Raw genomic sequence first — 15,608 nt, 5'->3', positions numbered from 1 at the left:
AGTAAGCGGTCTGCGTTTGTCGAGCACCACGTCAGCGGAAGGCTTGATAAGGTTGACGCGCTGCACGCTCTCAACGTGTATGGCGGCATAGAGCGCAGACAGGCGAATGGTCGCGGCCAAGTCGCTTTTGCTCGATAACGTATGCGGTGAGCTTCGCCTCAAAGGCACCATATAGTCAGCCGACATAATCTGCAGGCGCAGCTCCTCGTATTACGGCTGGTCAATCAGTGTGGATAAAGAGAACCATACTGGCGGTGCATCACTCTGGTGCCGACAGGGGGCAGCAGAATGTCACGCACGGATTGCCGGATGTGATCGAGGTCGGTCAGCATGCCGCCGGTTTCCCTTTCCATGCCGATGTATTATACGGTTGTCATACTGGCGCTCCCGTTTTTCCGTCTTTGTCGTCCGGATATAAATGCGAACGCGATACCTTGCCGTTGGAGGAAAGATTGCCGCCGGTATGCTTACGTTGCCTTTCATCGTGCCGCCCTGGGTGACTTCCAACTGCGCAGTTTTGAGCAGCGCTGTGCATTCAGCTTCTGGCGAGTCGAACAGGATTTTTACCGCTGCTTTATTGGTTGCCGTCTGTATGTCGGTTGCGGTCAGAGCACCGGTTTCCGGCTCGTACTCGATCACCACGCCGTCGAGAAATCACCAGTGCAGCGCATCGGCCGAGGCAGACAGAGCAGGGTTGTCATCTGAGAAATGCCCGGAAGTACTAAACCGGTATCGAGTTCGCCGCCCAGGCAGAGAACAAGCGCCTGCTCACCAACTGACGAGGCATTCCACGAGCGGGTTCTACACATGTGTGTGCTCAGCCAGTGCAGCCAGCCGGTAATATTTTTTTCCGGTATCGACATGGCACAACCCGCCGTCAAGATTGACGGCCGACACGGTTCCTATGCGGATCAGATTGCGTAACAGGCGCTGAATTTTAGATATTTGTAAGTTGATGGGGATAGATAGCCCCATCAACCAGAGAAAAAAAGATTTAGCGTTTGTTCATGGACAGCTAAACATCAGAGGAAGTAAGAAAAGAAATAGTACCAAACGTTTTGATACATCCATGTAATGTAATTGAAGTTAAGATTTAAAATAGCAATCACGCCTCCACAAGCAAAAAAATGGCCAAATAATGAGGCTGGCACCCAGCGAAATATAGCATCAAATGTCACGTCAAAATTCTTATCTCTATTTAGAAATCCAAAGCAACAATGAATTAGTGAAATAAACAGAATTGAAAGCCCAAGGTAGGCCACACCTTCTCCAATAATCGAGGTTATCCCTTGCGAGTATCCATGGATATAGCCCCCCCCGACTATGGTTTCATAAGCACGTAGATAATAGTCAGTGAATATATATTTATTGGCATGCACCATAGATAACGCAGAAATAGAAAAGAAACTTATGACCGCCGTTCCAATTAGATAGAAAAGACTGTAAATTCCATTGTTAACATTTTCTGAGATGTTTTTATACGTACCGGTCGCACAAATAAATAAAGCACATATGGAAAATGTGGATAATGAATCTATGAAGAAATCAGGATAAACTGGAAATAATGCCAAGATTATCAACTCAATACAAACCCATAAACGTTTAAAGCTGGAGATTTTGCCTGAATAATCTGAGTAATTTACATAAACGTTGTTGTTATTACCTGTTATCTCTGACTTTATTACACTACTATTATTAACGTAATTTATATTTAATGCTTTAATGGTAAGGGCGAAACTTAAGGTTACAGATATAAGAGAACCTAGCGACAGGAAATTTTCAAACATGACAACTCCATAATAGACGACAAACATTCTAGAATGTTACCTGCCAAATCCCAGTGCTTCAATCATTAGATATTGTAACGTTTCACTATAACCTTTCGGCAAGTCCAGCAGCGGTCTTGCCTCATATAGAATTTATTTACCCCCACGGGCTGGCTGATCGCGCAGTCCGTAATGATGCACGCGGGCCATGTGCTGCACGTTACCCGCAAACTCGATAACAGTCTCATTCAGGCTGGCATGCGTCTTCATATACTTAGCCGTGCGCAGCTTTGCAAACATCTCGCCCTTTTATACAGCCCTTTATGCTGCGCACCGGCTGCGTTTTGCGGGGCTTAAAGGGCGTGACGTCCTGTGCCTGATGTTCAACTGCTGACTTGCGCGCAGCCTTGCGACCAATGCTCAGCGCCATGTCTTTACGTACCGGGATTGACAGGTTGCTGCACGATGTCCATTGAGTCAGCCATCAATGCGCCTCCTCAGCCTGAGCCTAGATTTTTTCCGCTTCCTGATTAAGTAGTTCAACTGCTTCGACACAGATCAATTCATTCCGGCGAATATTCGAGGCCAGGATGTTAAGGAGGGATATCATGAGGTCAGAACGACCGCAGCGCTCTTCACGACGCACATCATTCAGCAACATAAGTATTTTTGGTGCATGGGTTGTGGACGAAAGTATAAGTAGAATTAGCAAGGGTAGCTGGATCTTAGGTGTAGATGGCAAATATTACGTTTAGGATGTCTCTTTACTCCCGGGTAAAAAAATTAGATTTAATAATGCAAATGCAAATGCAAATGCAAATGCAAATGCAAATGCTAAGTTTAGTTATTTAATTAGTGATGTATAGATTGCAAAAAAAGTGTTGGCTATCCTGAACTTCAACTGATACGGACGTTTATTGAATTAAGGGCGTATTGATGACGCCCTTTAACATAAGTAATTATAAATTAAGTCAATAATGCCCTAGTTCATGTAAGACTTGATTGTGCTTATTACACCCCCTGCATTGGTTGCATGGGGTGATTGACTTATGGCAACTGTGAGAGAGTTTTAGTACTCCATAGGGTATTGACGATTTTTTTATTAATTCCAAAGTGTCAAGATTTATTGCTGGAGCATCAATAGTAATGTTTCCTTCTTGTAGGGATACTAATTTAGATATTGCTTCAATAAAATATTGAGTTCCATCTTGATGAAAGCCATCACTTTTCACAGAGCCTATCAAAAGTTTGTTTACTCCCAAAGAAATTGCTTTCATGGCTGCAAAAGTAATTAGCATTTGGTTTCTGTAAGGCCACCAATCAGTTGCTGGAGCTTTATTATCAGCTGATTTTCCTGCCATGTCACCGGAGCCAAGTTGTCGACAGTCTATAGAAATTATATGGTACTCAATATCTAAAGCTCGACAAATCTCAATAGAGGCCTCAATCTCTGCTTTTGCAGCCAATTGTCCATAATCAATAGTAAAGGCAACGGTCGGTCTCAACCACCAAGCTAGGCAGGTTGAATCCATACCGCCAGATAAAATAAGTCCAACTTTATTATTCATAAGTTTGCCCAAAGGGTCTTGTAAATAGCTGTTACGTAATCATCGACTATTATAGTATGCTCATTGTGAAACATAACCAAATCGCTATTCGAAACGTTTTCTGAGTATAAAATTATTCTCTTTTTCAAAGACGTAGTATAACCCAATTCGAATATCGTTCCAGTGTCATGTCCATCAACTATTCCAAATACAATGTCAGAATTTTCTATTCCTTCCAAGTCTAACTTACATATTTCATGAAAATCATCAGGATGTTCATCTTGGATCATTCCAATATCATGATAAGGAGATATTACATTTATCCCCATCTCGATTAAATTAAACCTTACTTGTTCAACTAGCCATAGTTGAGATAGTGTAAAAAATGGACCAGCTATATAAACTGTTGGGTCTACACTTTTCTCTATATACTTAATGGGCTCAGGCTTAAATTCTTTAAGCATGAAGGGAGATGGCAAAGTTGAACTTTCACAAAAAAAGGCAGTAGCCAAAGAAGCATTATAAGCAGCATTCTCCGGTGATTCTTTATTCTCTATCCAATTGTTTGCAAAATGGGCAGAAAAACAATCGCCAGATCCAATTTTCCATACTCTATTAGTTTTAAATGCGGGAATTGTTGTTTTTTTATTTTTATAGGATACAACAGCACCTGAAGGTCCACATTTTACTACAATTACTTCAGCTGATTCTTTAATATGGAGCAGGTCGATGATGTCATTAATACTTTCAGATAAATCTCTACCAGCAAGAATTCTTGCTTCATTCTCGTTAAGTACTAATGCTAAGTGCTTTGCTGTAGATCCATTTTTAGAAAAAGGCTGGGTGCTAAAAGTATTTTGAGGATCATACACCGCAAATTCGGCTTTGATTTCAAATTCACACTCTAACATTCCAAAGACGAGGACATTATCAGCTTTTAAATTAATGTTTTCTTTTCTTTTAACTATTGGTGGATTCAGTGGGTCTAAACCATGCGAATAATTGAAACAGATTTCATTATCGTAAGATAATTCTTTAACTTCAATAATGTTCCCTTCTATAAGAGCAAGTTTAAATTTGAATTCACTTAAAGATTTGTCACTAACATATGCATGCAAATTGACTCTGGTTCCCATGTTCGCGATAGCTATTGCAGCTCTACCTCCAGAGCCATAAACATGATCCCATGAAGGCTTTATACATCTTTCACGATAAATACCACCTATAACATTGAGCATTTTTTATCACTCCGGATATACATAAACTCTAATCTGCCCCAAGTTTTTATTAAGCACGCTCGCTTTATAAGTATTTCCTTGAGACAGACAGAACTTCAATCGTGCACTTTCTTTACAGGCGATGCCGCCCACTATAACTCCACCAAAAATAACAACTATGCCATCGTCTTGAACCATAACATCTAATATGTCGCCAATTTCTAAATCCATTGCTGCCGCTTTGGGAGAAGCAAGGTCTGTTCTGAATTTAAGATTGTTACAAGGAGTTGTTATATCTGAACTACTTACGCCGCCACCTGAACCACTCATGAGAAATCCTTTCATTAGGAAATGGATGATAAGAATTATCCTAATTAATTTAGAAGTTAAAGAGCCCTAAAGAATTATTGTGATCTTTACCACATTATAAAACATTTAATGCCATTTAACGTTCTGAATAGTAAGCGTTTTTAATGTAATGAGTTTACTATCACTATTCATGCAAAAATTGGTTCCTGCCTGTTGAGCCATATCATCGCCAAGTTGATGCATAACTGATTGATTTTATTGACTATCAATAGTATTAGGTCTTTTTTTGTGTGTGTAACGTTCAGAAACTACTTCAGAGTGCCTGAAGAAGATGAATTACTGGAGAGGGTAAGAGATTATCGCGTTCCACTCTTGTCCTCTGGAAGTGGTCGCACAAACTGAAGATATAGACGCCTGCATTTGCAGACGTGAATTATTTACCCAACCAGCGTCCGGCCTGTGCAGACTCAATTAACAGACGAATAGTCAGCGGATCGTGCGGCGCGTTGAAATCTTCCGGGAAATATTCGGCAAACGTGATAGTTTCAGGATTAATGCCAAATCTTTCAGCATACCGCTCTAGCAATTCATACGCGTCAAGAGGATCCATGCGAAAGTCATTGTTCAGATCGGTATCCAACTCAAGCTTATAACGTCTTAACGTAAAAAAACTTCTGCCGTTATAATCTTCAACCAGCGCAAATACAGCTTCCTCTATATCCTCGTTTACCATATCTTGTCTTCCTTATGAGCAAGAAGGTTATATTTTGCCGTAGTTTTCCAGCCAATTTCTGCCACATCAGCGGCCATAATTACCCAGCCTAAAACGGGGATTGTGCGACCGACGAAAGTCCCCAGCTTGTGAGTCATTAACATTTTAATTTGAAGAGGGTTTTTAGGGTTCTGTATCCACGTGGGTAATCTGAATGGAAGACGGTATTCCCGTAACAGCTTTCGAGAATAGACCGAAGCATAAGAGGTGCCGTTCCATGCTCCGTTTAGCTTACCGGATACGTCAATCGTATTTTGCCCCGAGTAAATCGCAACCAGAGCGATGATATCCTTTTTACCGCTGAAGTGCTCTGCAGTCACATCAATCATTATCCAGAAATAAAGCTCTCTTGTGTAAAGGTTAGTAAGCCCGCCATAGAAGTAAGTTCCGTTTAACTGCTCCGTTGTATCCATACCATTCCCTTAAATGGGTACTGTAATGGTCAAAACTGTATCACATCAATTCCGGTCACTGCCAGATACTGGCTGGCGCTATCTGATGCATTTTGCGACTTTCAAATCTATAGTTGTTGCTCCGCTGGTATCAAACGATCACGATGCCCACGTTCGGATCGTTGACCGCTGCATGATCTATGCATCTTATCCCTCAGCCCACAGTAGCTATCATCGCAATGGCGGATCACTGGATGCATGCTTTAACTACAGTTTTACTAACGTTCATCTCATCATTGCTACTATGGCAGGATTTGGCAGCGAGAAGAAAAAGCAAAGAGTCTGTCAATATATAAAGGTCAACGCCCCTCATAACAGATATTTAGTTATTGCGAAACCAATAGGTTGATTTGTGAAAAAAGTAAATATGAGTTATGGGGTGCTCTATGGCTGAATTACAGGATGTTTACTTATGAAATCTTTAATTCATATAGGTTGTTGAAATTGAAGATAAACATCAAAAAATATTGGGTGCAGGCTATGTATAACAGCGAAGGGAAAATTGCTGATGCTCTATATGAGATTATGAATAAATGAAGCGTGCTATTTTATGGCTGATTCAGTCATTTTTCTATTTAGTCCCTGCTGCAGTTATTGTGGCTGGCGTGTATATCTTCATCTGCTTTGTTCCGCAGTATGCAGCACTTCTTAGTTTTGCATGGGTTATCGTAGTTTCTTATGTGTATATTAAATTTAACCGATGGTATTGATAAAATCCTGACATATTAGTGAGCTTAAAATTTGGGTTGAAAAGCGAACGCAAAATAACCCTATTAGTTTAAGGTGCTCGGCCTCCATCCCAAAAACCCACCCCACTCACAAAAGCAGAAACAACCCTGCCAGCCTCGCACCCAAAGCTTACCTGTCATCTTGTCATCACCCCCGTTTGGCTTATCCTTAAATCTTCAATCATAAGGAGTAACGTTTATGAAAGCGGCAATTGCTAACAGTGAACACAAGGTTGAAGTGGTTGAGAAGACGCTGCGTCCTCTCAAAACGGGCGAAGCACGGCTCAGGATGGAATGCTGTGGCGTATGCCATACCGATCTGCATGTGAAGAACGGGGATTTCGGTGATAAAACCGGCGTGACGCTGGGCCATGAAGGTATCGGTATTGTTGAGGAAGTCGCGCCAGATGTGACCTCACTCAAGCCAGGCGATCGCGCCAGTGTGGCGTGGTTCTTCAAGGGCTGCGGGCACTGCCAATACTGTAACGCCGGTAACGAAACGCTCTGCAGAGAGGTCGTTAATGCCGGTTATACCGTCGATGGCGGTATGGCTGAAGAGTGTATCGTCGTTGCAGACTACTCGGTCAAAGTCCCCGACGGGCTTGATCCTTACGCCGCCAGTAGTGTCACCTGCGCCGGTGTCACCACCTATAAAGCGGTGAAAGTGTCAGAGGTAAAACCGGGTCAGTGGCTGGCGATTTACGGTCTTGGCGGGCTGGGAAACCTCGCTCTGCAATATGCAAAAAATGTCTTTAACGCCAAAGTGATTGCGGTTGATGTGAGTGATGGGCAACTGGCACTGGCGAAAGAGATGGGTGCCGACCTGGTCGTAAACTCGGCCAGCGAAGATGCGGCTCGCTTTATTCAGGAACAAACGGGTGGGGCGCATGCGGCTGTGGTGACAGCGGTTGCCAAAGCGGCCTTTAACTCTGCTGTCGATGCGGTCAGAGCCGGTGGTCGGGTGGTCGCTGTCGGACTGCCGCCGGAAGCGATGAGCCTGAATATTCCACGTCTGGTGCTCGATGGCATCCAGGTCGTAGGATCGCTGGTCGGGACGCGTAACGATCTGGCAGAAGCTTTCCAGTTTGCGGCAGAAGGGAAGGTAGTGCCGAAGGTGACCAAAAGGAAGATTGGTGAGGTCAATGCTATCTTCGATGAGATGATTCAGGGCAAGATCCGCGGCAGGATGGTGATCGACTTTACCGATCACCATGCCGAATAATCTGCGCAGATAATTGCAAATGCCCGCGCCGTGCGGGCTTTTTTATGCCTGTGAGGCCAGTTCCCTCCCTCTGAATGCGCAAGAGCCCTTTCCGTTAAAGCATTAATAAGCACAGCTTTATGTTTCATGATGTGATTTTCACTTGAACTTTACCGGTAACATTATAGTTTATGGGGTGAAGTCTGATTACACACATCTGAAGGAGGGTTATTTATGGCTAAGCATCACTTACTCAAATCCATTGAAATTGCAGCAATTGTGCTGTTTGTCCTGATACTGGCGTATCTGGCGGTTACCGGTCTGCTGTCATCAACAGGCATGGATCACGCCTGGCCTTATCCCAGTAAGTAACTGAGTGCCGCACCAGGGAATTAATAAATAAGATAAATAGATAACTGATCCTGATACAGGACATAAAAAACCCCGCGATTGCGAGGTTAATCAGAATTTACACCAGGCTCACCGAAAGCAGAATCAGCTCTTCGGTTTCCAGCGACAGGCTTTTTTTGGTTTCGAACATAAAGGCTTCCAGTGCCTCCTCGACATCGTCGCCCTCGATAAAGGCGTGAGTCGTGACATGATTTTCACCTTCAGGCTTAATCACGTAAGAAACAAACCACTTCTTCTTTTGCATGATGCTAATCCTCTTCTGAATAGGTAAATGCCGCGCACCGGCAAGACTGAGCTTTTCCGCCAGCAGTTCAGCGGAACATGTACGGGTTCTGTCCGACAAAGACTAATCGAGCGGGGCCGGATGCAGCAGGTCGATCACGTCATCAATTTCATTGCTGGCCGCATGGCGATCAAGGGCAACCGCATAGTAGCGTCCCTTGCAGTAGTGCTTTGTTACCGCCACCCGGTGGCCGGTATCGCTGTCAGCTTCACCACCGCTCAGGGTCTGCAGGTGGGGCGGGATAACCAGCTCACTTTCGAGTTGTTCTGCTTCAATGATCACCGCGCCACCGTCACTGGATAGCAGCAGATGCTGAATGCTCATGTTCTCTCCTCTGCGTCAGATTGCTAACCGGGAAAGTGTAGTTCACCTCAGCGCGCGTGCTGGCAACGGCGCTTAATCATTGCCAGAGCAGGCTCGTTATCACAGCCAATTGCGCTTTTCCTGGCAAAAAAAAGCCCCGAAAATGGGGGCTTTTTTAAAACTGAACGGCCTGCGTTAAAAACTCAGCTGGTCTGATCGGCCAGTTTCGGCTTCAGCACGCGCTTACCAATCTGAATGCCAGGCTTCTCAACATATTTATAAAGTAACGAGGCCAGCGCATAAGTCAGCGGGATGGCAGAGACGCAGACGATCAGGAAACGCATCATGTCGCTCTTAAACTCAAGGTCGGTGTGATTGAGCAGCAGTGCAATCATCGGGAGCACAATCAGCAGGTGCAGCAGGTAGACCGAGAACGATACGTCACCCAGCCAGGTGCTGAGACGGTTGTTCAGCAGCTTACGTGGCAAGGCAATCAGCGTTGCCATCAGGCTGCCCTGGGGGTATTGCCACAGAATCGCCGTCATACCAACGATCATCAGCGCTTCCATAATCACCTGCAGCTTAATCGCCCCCAGGCCCATCGCCACGCTGGCAACCGGGCCGAGTAGTGCATAAGCGACGTAAAGCAGTGATTTACGGCGAATCGCCTCGGCCAGCAGCATGCCCGACAGGAACATGTTCAGCTTAATCAGGATCATTGAAGGCATCTCAAACGCCTCATAATAATCTGCCAGCACATACCGGCCAGCGCAGCAGAGTGCCATGATGCCAATCAGCGATGCGGCATAACCAAAGCGCAGCGTTACCAGCATGATGAACGGGAATAGCAGATAGAACTGCATCTCCAGTCCGATACTCCAGTCTGGCAGCACGGTATTAAAACCATATTCGGGGAGCAGGCCGAACAGGAAACTGAAGTGGGTCAGGATGTTTGCCAGCGACTGGTCGGTGTAACGTGATGACTCAGTGGCGGTGCCGGAATAGAAATGAGCAATGGTGTCACGCATCTCGCCAAACCATGGGCCATAAATCAGGGCGATGATTAACAGCAGATAGTAGAGCGGGGCGATACGGAAGAAGCGGCGGATCCAGAACTTCTTAATGGTCTCCGCGCTCTGCCACGGCTCTTTCTGCTGACGCTCGACGTAGTTTTTCGCCATCAGATAACCCGATAACAGAATAAACAGATCGACCCCGATGCCAGGCGATGAAATAAGCGTGATATGGCAATGAACCAGTAAGCTGATATGGCCAACTAATACCCAGAGAGAAGCGATGCCGCGCAACCCCTCCAGTTCCGTAGACCAACCTCGTGTTGCAGACATAACTATTCCTCGTTTTTATCCGACCTTCGGCGCTCACTAAGCCTTAAGGCAACAGATATGTAAACGGGCCTTTACAAAAGTAAGAAGATTCCGACCACAGAAGAGGGGCGAAAATCAACCGCAAAAGGGCGGGAAAGCACAGGAAGTTAAGGGCGTGCAGTGGCACACCCTTAATCAATATCACTGATTGAGAGGGCCGATCAGGCCAGTTTTAACAGGATCATACCGGCCAGCAGCAGGGTCAGGCCGGCCCAGCCTTTGCGGTTCAGCCGCTGGCCAAACAACACCCATCCGGCCGCGACAGTGGCGATAATCCCAAAGCCGCCCCAGACCGCATAGGCAATCGACAGCTCGATACCTTTGACCGCCTGGGCGAGTGCGCTGAACGCGAGCAGAACGCAGCAGAGGGAAAGCAGACCGTACAGCGGTTTCTTAAACCCATCAGAATATTTAAGGAATATGTTGGCGGCAATCTCCAGCACGATCGCCAGCGCCAGCCAGGACGCATGAACAAGATCAGCGAGGAGCATGATTAACCTCCGCTGATGATTGGGTGCCGGTTTTGATCAATACAATTCCGGCGATCAGCGTCACCAGCCCACAGATTTTCAGCGCTGACAGCGTTTCACCAAACAGCTGCACACTGAATAACGTAATCAGCATGATGCCGATACCTTCCCACAGGGCATAAGCCACGCCCAGGGCGATACGTTTAATGGCGAAACTCAGCAGAATATAAGAACAGGCAATCATGCCCAGCATCATCAGGTAGCCTGAATGGCTGCCATTGAGGCTGGACCATTTCATAAAAAGGGTTCCAACAATTTCAGTAACAATAGCGAGTGATAATAAAATCCAGGCGCGCATGGGTGCTCTCCAGCAACGATAAATGACGACCTGCAACAACGCACAACGTGCGGGCAGACTCAGAACAGTGTCGAAGTGGTGAGGGGACTACAGGGCGTTACGCCAGTGCTGATCGGCGGCGTTCCAGCCAGAAAGGCAAGAGGGGGATAAAAGGGGGTTTGTCATGAACATTCTGCTCATAGAATTTACAACGCATCCACATTGTTGCTTCTCATCAGTGGACGGATAGTGCCTCCGGTTAAATAGACGCTGGATTTATAGCATCCTGCACATCGCCAAATCAACAGCAGATGCTGCTTTGTTTGATGTCGGTTAAGGTTTGATGATTTGAAAAATGTGAAGTGTGGAAAAGGATGTGTGGTAAAACGGAATGAAAAAAATAGCCGAGCAACAGGGTTGCCCGGCTATTATTAAGTGACGGTGTCACGGTTTATTCCGCGCGCTGCGGAACCGTGCGAACGGGTGCATCACCCGCGACATAATAAGCGGCGGTGCTGCGCGGCAATGGATCGCGACCACGAATCTTATCGGCAATCTTCTCGCCAATCATGATAGTGGTGGCATTCAGGTTACCGGTGATGATCAGCGGCATTATTGACGCATCGACCACGCGTAAGCCTTCCAGTCCATGCACACGGCCTTCGCCATCAACCACGGACATCGGGTCATTACCCATCTTGCAGGTGCCGCACGGGTGATAGGCGGTTTCGCCGTGGTTACGCACGAACTCATCCAGCTGCTCATCTGTCTGGCAATCCATTCCCGGACTGATTTCACGGCCACGATACTTATCCAGCGCCGGCTGGTTGATAATCTGGCGCGTGATGCGAATCGCATCGCGGAACTCATGCCAGTCCTGCTCATGCGACATGTAGTTAAACAGAATGGCCGGATGACGACGCGGATCGCGTGACTTCAGGCGTACATGTCCGCGGCTTGGAGAGCGCATCGAGCCGACGTGACACTGGAAGCCGTGCGCATCGACCGCGTTGGAACCGTTGTAGTTAATCGCCACTGGCAGGAAGTGATACTGAATGTTCGGCCAGCTGAACTCTTCGCGGCTGCGGATAAAGCCACCCGCTTCAAACTGGTTGCTGGCGCCGATACCGGTGCCGTTAAACATCCACTCCGCACCGATTTTCGGCTGATTCCACCACTTCAGGGCCGGATAGATTGAGACCGGTTCTTTACACTCATACTGAAGATACATCTCCAGATGGTCCTGCAGGTTTTCACCCACGCCCGGCAGGTCGTGAACCAGCGGGATGTCGAACTGTTTCAGCAGTTCAGGCGAGCCTACGCCAGAACGCTGCAGGATCTGCGGCGAGGCAATAGCGCCGGCACACAGCAGCACTTCACGGCGCGCGGTCACTTTGTTAATGGTGTTGCTGTCGCCCTGCAGATACTCCACGCCAGTCGCGCGCTTGCCATCGAAGATGATGCGATCGGTGGTGGCATGCGTGATGATCTTCAGATTAGCGCGCCCTTTGCCCATATCAAGATAGCCACGGGCGGTGCTGGAACGGCGACCTTTCGGCGTCACGGTACGATCCATCGGACCAAAACCTTCCTGCTGATAGCCATTAAGGTCGTCAGTGCGCGGATAACCCGCCTGCACGCCCGCCTCAATCATCGCTTCGAACAGCACGTTGTTGCCCGCTTTAGGCGTTGCAACACTCACCGGGCCGTCGCCGCCGTGGAAATCGTTCGGGCCGATATCGCGGGTCTCTGCTTTACGGTAGTAGGGCAGGCAGTCCAGATAGCTCCAGTTCTCCAGCCCAGGTTCGCTGGCCCAGTTATCAAGGTCCATCGCGTTGCCGCGGATGTAACACATGCCGTTAATCAGTGATGAACCGCCCAGACCTTTGCCGCGTCCACACTCCATGCGGCGATTGTTCATGTAAGGCTCTGGCTCGGTTTCATAGGCCCAGTTATAGCGTTTGCCCTGTAACGGGAAGGCAAGGGCCGCAGGCATCTGGGTGCGAAAATCAAAGCGGTAATCCGGGCCGCCCGCTTCCAGCAACAGGACGCTCACGTTGCTCTCTTCGGTCAGGCGGGTAGCCAGAACGTTTCCTGCGGATCCGGCTCCAATAATAATGTAATCAAATTCCATTCATCGTTCCTCAGGTTAAGTGATTAAAAGACTGACTGAAAACGCGTCAGCTCAACCTGCACGGACTTCACCTGGGTGTAGCTCTGCAGCGTCATCAGGCCATTCTCACGGCCGATGCCGGAGTGCTTGTAACCCCCCACCGGCATCTCTGCGGCCGATTCGCCCCAGGTGTTAATCCAGCAGATACCTGCTTCGATCTGATGAATCACGCGGTGCGCCTTATTAAGATCCTGGGTCACCAGTCCGGCGGCCAGACCAAATTCGGTGTCGTTGGCGCGGCGGATCACTTCCTCTTCACTGTCGTAGCTCAGGATTGACATGACCGGTCCGAAGATCTCTTCACGCACAATCTTCATCTCGTCACGGCAGTCGGTGAACACGGTGGGTGCAACCCAGGCGCCCTGGTCGAAATCGCCACCGGTCAGACGTTTGCCGCCGCACAGTACGCGGGCGCCTTCAGCGATGCCGAATTCGATATAACGCATCACATTGTCGCGATGGCTGAAGCTGACCAGCGGACCAAAGTTGGTCGCCGGGTCACGCAGATCGCCTGCCTGAATGCGGGCGACGCGTTCGCTGATTTTCGCCTCGAAGGCGGCCTGCAGTTTTGCAGGAATAAAGACGCGGGTGCCGTTGGTGCAGACCTGACCGGAGCTATAGAAGTTCGCCATCATGGCGATGTCGGCGGCCAGATCGAGATCGGCATCATCAAAGATGATCAACGGTGATTTACCGCCCAGTTCCATGGTGACCTCTTTCAGCGTTGAACCTGCTGCATTGGCCATCACTTTTTTGCCGCTGACGACGCCACCGGTAAAGGAGACTTTATCGATGCCAGGATGTTCAGTAAGCAACTGACCGGTAACTGAACCGATGCCCGGCAGCACATTGAATACGCCATCCGGCAGGCCCGCTTCGGTGTAAATTTCCGCCAGCTTCAGGGCAGTGAGCGGGGTCATCTCACTCGGTTTGAAAATCATCGCATTACCCGCTGCCAGCGCAGGCGCGGATTTCCACAGGGCGATCTGAATCGGGTAGTTCCAGGCGCCGATACCGGCTACCACGCCCAGCGGTTCGCGTCGGGTGTAAACAAAGGAGGTGTCACGCAGTGGGATCTGCTGACCTTCCAGCGCCGGAACCAGACCGGCGTAATACTCCAGTACGTCTGCGCCGGTGACGATATCGACCGCTGAGGTTTCGCTGTAAGGCTTACCGGTATCGAGCATTTCCAGCTCTGCCAGCTCATCATTACGCTCACGCAGGATATCGACGGCGCGACGCAGGATACGCGAGCGCGCCATGGCGGTCATCGCGGCCCAGACTTTCTGGCCTTTTCTGGCGGCAGTAACGGCGCGATCGACATCCTCCTGGCCGGCGGCATGAACCTCTGCCAGCACTTCGCCGTTAACCGGATTAATCGTCTGGAACGTTTCGCCAGACGCTGCGGCAACATAAGCGCCATCAATATAGAGTTTCTGCTCGGTGAATCGGGACATGTTTTCTCCTTCCGTTATTCGTGCTCGCCAGCCAGTTGCTGACGGATGAATTGGGTGGTCAGTGTGCGGGCGATGATCGGGTTGAACGGCTTACCGCTCAGTGCAGCGCGTAGCCACAGACCATCGATCAGGGCCGCCAGGCCATGTGCGGCCAGGCGTGCCGTTTCCAGCGGCAGTTCGCGCCGGAACTCGACCACCAGCGTTGAGTAGAGCCGCCGGCTACTGACCCGCTCAAGGCGATTAAGCTGGGGCTGGTGCATACTGCTCGACCAGAAGTCGAGCCAGGCTTTCATGGCCGCGCTGTGCACCTGGGTTTCATCGAAATTCCCGTCTACGATGGCACATAGCCGCTGCTCTGCAGAGGCATCGGCCAGCGGTTGTAACCGCGCCAGCACCGCCTCTCGCAGTTGACGCGTCACATCACGCATCGTGGCTTCAAGTAAGCCGTTCTTATCTTTAAAGTAGTGACTGATGATGCCCGTAGATACGCCCGCCCGACGGGCGATCTGGGCAATCGTGGCATCATTAATCCCCACTTCATTAATTGTGCTCAGGGTCGCATCAATCAGTTGCCGACGACGTATCGGCTGCATCCCTACCTTTGGCATAGCTCCAGCTCCACCCTCAAATCGAGTCCCTATTAAAACTTTTTTTGATTGCACGTTCAATATAAAAAGAAACTTTGTTAGGATGCTGTTCTTTAAATGTAGCGAAAGCGAAACGGCAATGAGTGCTAAAATAGGCTGGTTTGTCAGAGCGATTAACAGGAGATAACAGAACGAAACAGGGCCGCACGG

20 protein-coding genes and 1 pseudogene are annotated in these 15,608 nt (G+C 48.3%); 3 read left to right on the top strand and 18 right to left on the bottom strand.

The window, feature by feature from the left end; all coding sequences use genetic code 11:
• Positions 1–224: 224 nt before the first annotated feature.
• The 10 genes and pseudogenes from AC0T7J_RS03145 to AC0T7J_RS03100 form a co-directional block, all read right to left on the bottom strand.
• The gene (locus AC0T7J_RS03145; RefSeq protein WP_376716130.1) at positions 225–353 is read right to left on the bottom strand and encodes a GPW/gp25 family protein; all 129 of its coding nucleotides are present in this window, start codon (positions 351–353) and stop codon (positions 225–227) included.
• 20 nt (positions 354–373) lie between these two features.
• Positions 374–975, bottom strand: a pseudogene (locus tag AC0T7J_RS03140) (phage baseplate assembly protein V).
• A 47-nt stretch (positions 976–1,022) separates the two neighbouring features.
• Positions 1,023–1,787, bottom strand: a complete 765-nt coding sequence (locus AC0T7J_RS03135) for a hypothetical protein (protein ID WP_473792090.1) — start codon at positions 1,785–1,787, stop codon at positions 1,023–1,025.
• A gap of 132 nt (positions 1,788–1,919) precedes the next feature.
• Positions 1,920–2,036, bottom strand: coding sequence for a hypothetical protein (locus AC0T7J_RS03130; protein ID WP_311977697.1), 117 nt, complete (start codon positions 2,034–2,036; stop codon positions 1,920–1,922).
• Positions 2,037–2,274: 238 nt separating this feature from the next.
• Positions 2,275–2,427, bottom strand: a complete 153-nt coding sequence (locus AC0T7J_RS03125; RefSeq protein WP_473792088.1) for a DUF2732 family protein — start codon at positions 2,425–2,427, stop codon at positions 2,275–2,277.
• Between the two features lie 310 nt (positions 2,428–2,737).
• Positions 2,738–3,334, bottom strand: coding sequence for a 7-cyano-7-deazaguanine synthase (locus AC0T7J_RS03120; protein WP_473792086.1), 597 nt, complete (start codon positions 3,332–3,334; stop codon positions 2,738–2,740).
• Positions 3,331–4,551 (bottom strand): nucleoside 2-deoxyribosyltransferase, encoded by a 1,221-nt coding sequence (locus AC0T7J_RS03115; protein ID WP_473792084.1) that lies wholly within the window; start codon positions 4,549–4,551, stop codon positions 3,331–3,333. The genes AC0T7J_RS03120 and AC0T7J_RS03115 overlap by 4 nt, the downstream gene beginning before the upstream one ends.
• A 6-nt stretch (positions 4,552–4,557) precedes the next feature.
• Entirely contained in the window at positions 4,558–4,860 is a 303-nt protein-coding gene (locus tag AC0T7J_RS03110; RefSeq protein ID WP_311977701.1) for a hypothetical protein, read from the bottom strand.
• Between the two features lie 412 nt (positions 4,861–5,272).
• The gene (locus AC0T7J_RS03105; protein ID WP_473792082.1) at positions 5,273–5,572 is read right to left on the bottom strand and encodes a DUF1493 family protein; all 300 of its coding nucleotides are present in this window, start codon (positions 5,570–5,572) and stop codon (positions 5,273–5,275) included.
• Positions 5,566–6,024 (bottom strand): STM2901 family protein, encoded by a 459-nt coding sequence (locus tag AC0T7J_RS03100; RefSeq protein WP_473792080.1) that lies wholly within the window; start codon positions 6,022–6,024, stop codon positions 5,566–5,568. The genes AC0T7J_RS03105 and AC0T7J_RS03100 overlap by 7 nt, the downstream gene beginning before the upstream one ends.
• 25 nt (positions 6,025–6,049) lie before the next feature.
• Here AC0T7J_RS03100 and AC0T7J_RS03095 point away from each other — a divergent pair, with 25 nt between their 5' ends.
• The 3 genes from AC0T7J_RS03095 (at position 6,050) to AC0T7J_RS03085 (ending at position 8,364) form a co-directional block, all read left to right on the top strand.
• A complete protein-coding gene (locus AC0T7J_RS03095) occupies positions 6,050–6,412 on the top strand; it encodes a hypothetical protein (protein WP_473792078.1) in 363 nt (120 codons plus the stop codon).
• A 578-nt stretch (positions 6,413–6,990) separates the two neighbouring features.
• Positions 6,991–8,013, top strand: coding sequence for an alcohol dehydrogenase AdhP (gene adhP / locus AC0T7J_RS03090; protein ID WP_473792076.1), 1,023 nt, complete (start codon positions 6,991–6,993; stop codon positions 8,011–8,013).
• 213 nt (positions 8,014–8,226) lie between these two features.
• Positions 8,227–8,364: a hypothetical protein gene (locus AC0T7J_RS03085; RefSeq protein ID WP_473792074.1), complete on the top strand. Its 138-nt coding sequence runs from the start codon at positions 8,227–8,229 to the stop codon at positions 8,362–8,364.
• Positions 8,365–8,461: 97 nt separating this feature from the next.
• Here AC0T7J_RS03085 and AC0T7J_RS03080 read toward each other — a convergent pair whose 3' ends face one another.
• From AC0T7J_RS03080 to betI, 8 genes are all read right to left on the bottom strand, one after another.
• Entirely contained in the window at positions 8,462–8,647 is a 186-nt protein-coding gene (locus tag AC0T7J_RS03080; protein WP_137227732.1) for a hypothetical protein, read from the bottom strand.
• 102 nt (positions 8,648–8,749) lie between these two features.
• Positions 8,750–9,010 carry a hypothetical protein gene (locus tag AC0T7J_RS03075; protein ID WP_013358126.1) on the bottom strand — a complete coding sequence of 87 codons (261 nt, stop codon included), beginning with the start codon at positions 9,008–9,010 and terminating at the stop codon, positions 8,750–8,752.
• Positions 9,011–9,192: 182 nt separating this feature from the next.
• The gene (locus tag AC0T7J_RS03070; protein WP_473792072.1) at positions 9,193–10,335 is read right to left on the bottom strand and encodes an acyltransferase family protein; all 1,143 of its coding nucleotides are present in this window, start codon (positions 10,333–10,335) and stop codon (positions 9,193–9,195) included.
• A gap of 200 nt (positions 10,336–10,535) precedes the next feature.
• A complete protein-coding gene (gene mdtI / locus AC0T7J_RS03065) occupies positions 10,536–10,865 on the bottom strand; it encodes a multidrug/spermidine efflux SMR transporter subunit MdtI (protein ID WP_473792070.1) in 330 nt (109 codons plus the stop codon).
• The gene (gene mdtJ / locus AC0T7J_RS03060) at positions 10,852–11,202 is read right to left on the bottom strand and encodes a multidrug/spermidine efflux SMR transporter subunit MdtJ (protein WP_473792069.1); all 351 of its coding nucleotides are present in this window, start codon (positions 11,200–11,202) and stop codon (positions 10,852–10,854) included. Before mdtJ ends, mdtI begins: the two co-directional genes overlap by 14 nt.
• A 430-nt stretch (positions 11,203–11,632) precedes the next feature.
• On the bottom strand, positions 11,633–13,315 hold the full coding sequence (gene betA, locus AC0T7J_RS03055) for a choline dehydrogenase (protein ID WP_473792067.1): 1,683 nt from the start codon (positions 13,313–13,315) through the stop codon (positions 11,633–11,635).
• A gap of 23 nt (positions 13,316–13,338) precedes the next feature.
• Positions 13,339–14,811 (bottom strand): betaine-aldehyde dehydrogenase, encoded by a 1,473-nt coding sequence (gene betB / locus AC0T7J_RS03050; protein ID WP_473792066.1) that lies wholly within the window; start codon positions 14,809–14,811, stop codon positions 13,339–13,341.
• Between the two features lie 14 nt (positions 14,812–14,825).
• Positions 14,826–15,419, bottom strand: a complete 594-nt coding sequence (gene betI / locus AC0T7J_RS03045) for a transcriptional regulator BetI (protein ID WP_473792064.1) — start codon at positions 15,417–15,419, stop codon at positions 14,826–14,828.
• Positions 15,420–15,608: the final 189 nt, after the last annotated feature.

It is taken from the genome of Pantoea sp. E956-1, assembly GCF_982223955.1.
This window is presented reverse-complemented; position numbering and strand designations above follow the sequence as displayed.